Genomic DNA, 5,841 nt, shown 5'->3' with positions numbered 1-5,841 from the left:
GGCCGCGGCGCGGCGGGCGGCGGCGTCGGCCGGTGCCGCGCGGACGGCCGGGCGCCCGGTCTCGGCCGCCGGGGGGTCCGCGGGGCCGTCCGGGTCGTCCGGGTCGTCCGGCTGGTCCTTGCGGTGGTCCTTGACGTAGCGGCGCTCCATCGCCGCCCGTCCGGACAGCAGCCGGATGGCGGTGCTGAAGCGTTCCGTCGGACGGGCCTCATTGAGCTCGTCCTGCCGGCGGAGCCACATCGGCACCAGGTAGGCCGCCCAGGCCCCGACGATGACTGCGTAGATGAGGCCGCTGCTGCTCACGCTCACACGGTAGAGGGGCGCGCGTGGGGCTATCTGCCAATTGGCGCGGTGTGTCGCACGTTCTGACCGGCCTCGTGAACTTTTTTTGTGACTGATGCGATGAACAGACTGAAATTGTGGCGAATTCGTGACCAATATCGAACAGTCATTTTATTTCTGGGACGCGCCGGGTCTCAGCCGGCGCCACCGCGTCAGCAGCCCGTCCGGCACCTCCTCCGTGGTGAGCGCGAAGACCAGGTGGTCGCGCCACGCCCCGTCGATGTGCAGGTAGCGGGGGCGCAGGCCCTCCTCGCGGAAGCCGAGTTTCTCCACCACGCGCAGGCTCGGCCCGTTCTCCGGCCGGATGCACACCTCGATGCGGTGCAGGCCGACAGCCCGGAAGCAGTGGTCGACGGCGAGCGCGACGGCGGTGGGCATCACGCCGCGCCCGGCCACCGCCTCGTCGATCCAGTAGCCGATGTGCCCCGAGCACATCGAACCCCAGGTGATCCCGGCGACGGTCAGCTGCCCGACGAGCCGGCCCTGGTAGTCGATCACGAACGGCAGCATCCGCCCCGCGTGCGCCTCCGCGCGCAGGTGGCGGACCATCTGCCGGTAGGTGGGCCGGTGGGTGACCGGGCCGCCGGGCAGGGACGGCGGGATGGTCGCCTCCCAGGGGCGCAGCCACTCGCGGTTGCGCTGGTTGGCCTCGCGCCAGGCCCGCTGGTCGCGCAGCCGTATCGGCCGGAGGGTGGTGTCACCGTCCGTCAGCTCGGCAGGCCAGGCGGTCATCCGTGGGCCCGGCCCGGGACGGCGCCGCCGCCGGCCGCCGGGCCGCCCGGTGCGGCACCCGGCGCGGCGGGGCCGGAGTGGTCGCCGCCGCGGATCTGGTCCACCGCGTGCGTCAGCAGGCGGCCCAGGACGGCGAGCCCGTCGCGGACGCCTCCGGTGGAACCCGGGAGGTTGACGATCAGCGTCTGCCCGGCGACTCCGGCGAGGCCGCGGGACAGGGCGGCCGTGGGGACCTTGGCCAGGCCCTCGGCCCGTACGGCCTCTGCGATGCCCGGGACCTCGTAGTCCAGTACGCGCCGGGTGGCCTCGGGCGTGCGGTCGGTGGGCGCCAGGCCGGTGCCGCCGGTGCTCACCACCACGTCGTACGCGGCGGCGACCGCCTCCCGCATCGCCGCCTCCACCGGGTCGCCGTCCGGCACCACGCGCGGGCCGTCGACCGCGAACCCCAGGGCGGCCAGCCCCTCGGCGAGCAGCGGGCCGCCCCGGTCCGGGTAGACCCCGGCCGCGGCGCGGTTGGACGCGGTGACGACCAGCGCGCGGTACGGGGCCAGGCCGGGCTCGGCGGCGGCCGGGGCGGGGGCCGCGGCGGTCGGGCCGGGCTCGGCGGCGGTCGCGGCGGGGGCCGCCGCACCGTGCGCCTGGTGCGCCCGGCCGCTCTCGGGGTGCGCGCCGCCCGCCGGGAGCGCTCCGCCGTCCGTACGGGCCCCGGCGCTCGCCTCGCCGTCCGTACGGCGGTCGCCGTCAGCCGCGCGCAGGGTCGCCTCACCCGTACGGTGGACGCCGTCCGTACGGCCGCGGGCGGCGGGGCCGCTCACGTCCGGCTCCAGTGGCCCGACTTCCCGCCCGTCTTCTCCTCCACCCGCACGTCCGTGATCACGGCGCCCTTGTCGACGGCCTTGACCATGTCGACCACGGTGAGCGCGGCCACGCCGACCGCCGTCAGCGCCTCCATCTCCACACCCGTACGGCCGGTGGTGCGCACCGTCGCGGTGATCTCCACCGCGTCGTCCGCGACCGCGAGGTCGACCTCCACGCCGGTGACCGCCAGCGGGTGGCACAGCGGGATCAGGTCCGGGGTGCGCTTGGCGCCCATGATGCCCGCAATGCGGGCCGTGGCGAGCGCGTCGCCCTTGGGGACGCCCTCGCCGCGCAGCAGTGCCACCACGCGCGGCGAGACGAGCACGCGGCCGCTCGCGCGCGCGGTCCGCGCGGTGACGTCCTTCGCCGAAACGTCGACCATGCGCGCCGCGCCCGCCTGGTCGATATGGGTGAGATGGTCCTGCGGGCTGCTCATCGCTCTCCTGGTGCGGTCCCTGTGGGCACACCGTACCGGCAGCGCGGGGGCGGCAGCGGCCGGGCGGCACCCCGTCAGGTACCCGCGCGAGCCGCCTGACTAGGTCAGCAGGACGACGTCCACCTCCTCCCCCGGGGCCAGTCCGGTGGCCTCCTCCGGGACGACGATCAGGGCGTTGGCGTGGGCGAGGGCCGCCACCAGGTGCGAACCGGCGCCTCCGACCGGGGTGACCGTGCCCGGCTCGCCCGGCGCCTGGGCCTCGTACCGGCCGCGCAGGAACTGCCTGCGGCCCGCGGGCGAGGACGCGACGCCCTCCGGGCACACCGCCCGTACGGTGGGCCGGTGCACGTCGGGCACGCCCATCAGGGTGCGGATGGCGGGCCGCGCGAACAGCTCGAAGGACACGTACGCGCTGACCGGGTTGCCCGGCAGGGCCAGCAGCGGGATGCGGTCGGGGCCGACCAGGCCGAAGCCCTGCGGCTTGCCCGGCTGCATGGCAAGCCGCCGGAAGGCGACCTCGCCCATCGCCTCCTTGACGACGTCGTACGCGCCGACGCTGACGCCGCCGCTGGTGACCAGCAGGTCCGCGCGGCTGAGCTGGTCCTCGACGGTGGCGCGCAGCGTCTCGGCGTCGTCGGGGACCGCGCCGACCCGGTAGGCGAGGGCGCCCGCGTCCCGGGCGGCGGCGGTGAGCTGGAAGCTGTTGGAGTCGTGGATGCGGCCGGGCGGCAGCTCCTCGCCGGGCGGGACCAGCTCGCTGCCGGTGGACAGCACCACGACGCGCGGCCGGGGGTGCACGCGCACGCTGGCGCGGCCGATGGCGGCCAGCAGGCCGATCTGCGGCGCGCCGAGGACCGTGCCGGCGCCGAGGGCCAGCGCGCCCGCGCCCACGTCGCTGCCGCGCGCGCGGACGTGCCGGCGGGCGGCGGCGGGGCGGTGCACGCGGACCCTGCCGCTCGCGCCCGCCGGGTCCTGGCTGTGCGCCCGCATGGCGGAGGCCGGGCCGCCGCCCGTACCGCCGTCGGTCCACTCCACGGGCACGACGGTGTCGGCGCCGGGCGGCAGCGGGGCGCCGGTCATGACGCGCGCGGCCTCGCCGGGGCCGACGGCGGGCAACTCGCCGCTGCCCGCCGCGACGTCGCCGACGACCCGGAGGACCACCGGGGACGCCTCGTCGGCGGTGGCCACGTCGGCGGCGCGGACCGCGTAGCCGTCCATGGAGCTGTTGTCGAAGGGGGGCAGGGCGACGGGCACGGTGACGTCCTCGACCAGGACGCAGCCCTGCGCGTCGAGCAGTTGGAGCTCGATGGGGTCCAGCGGGCGGAGGTGGGCGAGGACGTCGGCCAGGTGCTCGGAGACCGACCACAGGCGGTCCGGGCCGGAGGTGGTCCCGGGCTCGCGGCCGGAGGGGGCCGGGGCTCCCGCCCCGGGGCCACCGCCCGCCCCGGCACCGCCGCCGGCGTCGTCGGGGGCCTGGCCCCAATCGGCCGCCGGGGCCGCCTCGGCCGCCGGGGCCGCCTCGGAGGCCGGGGCCGGGGCCCGGTCCGGGTCGGGGCCGCCGTCCGGCCGGCCGGCGCCCGCCGGGTCGTGCGCGGGGCCGTGGCCCTGGTCGGCGGCCCGTGCCGCGGTGCTACTCAAGGTGCTCCATCTCCTCGGTGACGTAACGGCGCAGCCAGGTCCGGAAGTCCGGGCCCAGGTCATCACGTTCGCACGCGAGTCTGACAATGGCACGCAGGTAGTCCCCGCGGTCGCCGGTGTCGTACCGGCGGCCCTTGAAGATCACGCCGTACACCGGGCCGCCGATGTCCGGCTGGGTGGCCAGCTCCTGGAGCGCGTCGGTGAGCTGGATCTCGCCGCCGCGGCCGGGCTCGGTCCTGCGCAGCACGCCGAAGACGGCCGGGTCCAGGACGTAGCGGCCGATGACGGCGTACGCGCTGGGCGCGTCGGCCGGGTCGGGCTTCTCGACCAGGCCGGTGACCTGCACGACGTCGTCCTCCACGGTCGGCTTGACGGCCGCGCAGCCGTAGAGGTGGATGTGCGCGGGGTCCACCTCCAGCAGCGCGACGACGCTGCCGCCCTGCTGCTCGCGCACCTGCACCATGCGGGACAGGAGCTTGTCGCGGGCGTCGATGAGGTCGTCGCCGAGGAGCACCGCGAACGGCTGGTCGCCGACGTGCGGGGCCGCGCACAGCACCGCGTGGCCCAGGCCCTTGGGGTCGCCCTGCCGCACGTAGTGCATGGTCGCGAGGTCGCTGGACTCCTGTACGCGGCGGAGCCGGGCCTCGTCCCCCTTGCGCCTGAGGGCCTCTTCGAGCTCGTAGTTGCGGTCGAAGTGGTCCTCCAGGGGCCGCTTGTTGCGGCCTGTGACCATGAGGACGTCGGAGAGCCCGGCGGCGACGGCCTCCTCGACGACGTACTGGATCGCCGGCTTGTCCACGACCGGCAGCATCTCCTTGGGCGTGGCCTTGGTGGCAGGCAGAAAGCGGGTTCCCAGGCCGGCGGCGGGGATGACTGCCTTGCTGATCCGAGTACGCGATTGAGTCATGTCCGAAACCCTATCCGGCAGGCTTTGGCGCATGCTGTGCACGAGGTGAACACGAGATGAGCCGGGAAGCCCGCCAGCGTCCGATGACCGACGGTAACGACAATAGCGGCGATAAGGGCGCCAAGCGGCTGCTGCGCCGCGCCCACCTCGCGGCGCGCGCCCGGCTGGCGCCGGAGGAGGCCGCGGCGGCGCAGCCGCGCCTGGCCCGCCGGGCGCTGGAACTGCCCGAGCTGGCCGGGGCGCGCACGGTCGCGGCGTACGTGTCGGTCGGGCGCGAGCCGGGCACGCGCGCGCTGCTGGACATCCTGCGCGCGCGGGGCGTGCGGGTGCTGCTGCCGGTGCTCCTGCCCGACGACGACCTGGACTGGAGCCGCTACGAGGGCCCCGACCGGCTCGTACGCGCCACGCGCGGGCTGCGCGAGCCGGACGGGCCCCGGCTGGGCCCGCAGGCCGTCACGGAGGCCGACGCGGTGCTGCTGCCGGGCCTCGCGGTGGACACGCGCGGGACGCGCCTGGGGCGCGGCGGCGGCAGCTACGACCGGGTGCTGGCCCGGCTGGAGCGGTCCGGGGCCGGGGCGGCGCTGGTGGTGCTGCTGTACGCGCACGAGGTGGTGCCGTACGTCCCCCGCGAGCCGCACGACCGGCCCGTGCACGCCGTGGTGACCCCCGACTACGTCAGGAGCTTCCGGCCGTCCGCCCAGAACGGCGGATGAGAAATCACGCCCGCGCTGATCCACGATGCGGGCACGGCCCGGACACCGGGTTCCGGGCGGCCCGGACCTCGGGTCCCGGGCGGGTGCGCGCCCGGGGGCCCGGGGGCGGGCGGAGCCTGGGCGGGCCCGGCACCGGACCCCGGGAGCCGACGGCGCGCGCGGCCGGGGGCCCGGGGGCCTCGGGCGGAGCCCTGAAGGCCGGGAACGGCGTCCGG

At 76.5% G+C, this 5,841-nt stretch carries 6 protein-coding genes and 1 pseudogene; 1 reads left to right on the top strand and 6 read right to left on the bottom strand.

Translation table 11 applies throughout. The annotated features are described in order from the left end of the window. From RKE29_RS27350 to galU, 6 genes and pseudogenes are all read right to left on the bottom strand, one after another. A pseudogene (locus RKE29_RS27350) lies at positions 1 to 336 on the bottom strand (hypothetical protein); the annotation flags it as partial. 117 nt (positions 337 to 453) lie between these two features. After that, positions 454 to 1,074, bottom strand: a complete 621-nt coding sequence (locus RKE29_RS27345) for a GNAT family protein (protein WP_312008346.1) — start codon at positions 1,072 to 1,074, stop codon at positions 454 to 456. Next, entirely contained in the window at positions 1,071 to 1,625 is a 555-nt protein-coding gene (locus RKE29_RS27340) for a MogA/MoaB family molybdenum cofactor biosynthesis protein (RefSeq protein ID WP_312008350.1), read from the bottom strand. The genes RKE29_RS27345 and RKE29_RS27340 overlap by 4 nt, the downstream gene beginning before the upstream one ends. 260 nt (positions 1,626 to 1,885) lie before the next feature. Next, entirely contained in the window at positions 1,886 to 2,368 is a 483-nt protein-coding gene (moaC, locus tag RKE29_RS27335) for a cyclic pyranopterin monophosphate synthase MoaC (protein ID WP_312008345.1), read from the bottom strand. A gap of 99 nt (positions 2,369 to 2,467) precedes the next feature. Next, the gene (glp, locus tag RKE29_RS27330) at positions 2,468 to 3,736 is read right to left on the bottom strand and encodes a gephyrin-like molybdotransferase Glp (protein ID WP_312008349.1); all 1,269 of its coding nucleotides are present in this window, start codon (positions 3,734 to 3,736) and stop codon (positions 2,468 to 2,470) included. Positions 3,737 to 3,998: 262 nt separating this feature from the next. Further along, positions 3,999 to 4,913, bottom strand: coding sequence for a UTP--glucose-1-phosphate uridylyltransferase GalU (gene galU, locus RKE29_RS27325; protein ID WP_312008343.1), 915 nt, complete (start codon positions 4,911 to 4,913; stop codon positions 3,999 to 4,001). An 83-nt stretch (positions 4,914 to 4,996) separates the two neighbouring features. On the opposite strand from galU, the gene RKE29_RS27320 reads away from it, so the two are divergent. Beyond that, complete coding sequence (locus tag RKE29_RS27320) at positions 4,997 to 5,626, top strand: 5-formyltetrahydrofolate cyclo-ligase (protein WP_312008348.1); 630 nt, start codon at positions 4,997 to 4,999, stop codon at positions 5,624 to 5,626. Positions 5,627 to 5,841: the final 215 nt, after the last annotated feature.

Origin of the sequence: Streptomyces sp. B1866 (genome assembly GCF_031932565.1) — a bacterium.
Taxonomy (GTDB): domain Bacteria; phylum Actinomycetota; class Actinomycetes; order Streptomycetales; family Streptomycetaceae; genus Streptomyces.
This window is presented reverse-complemented; position numbering and strand designations above follow the sequence as displayed.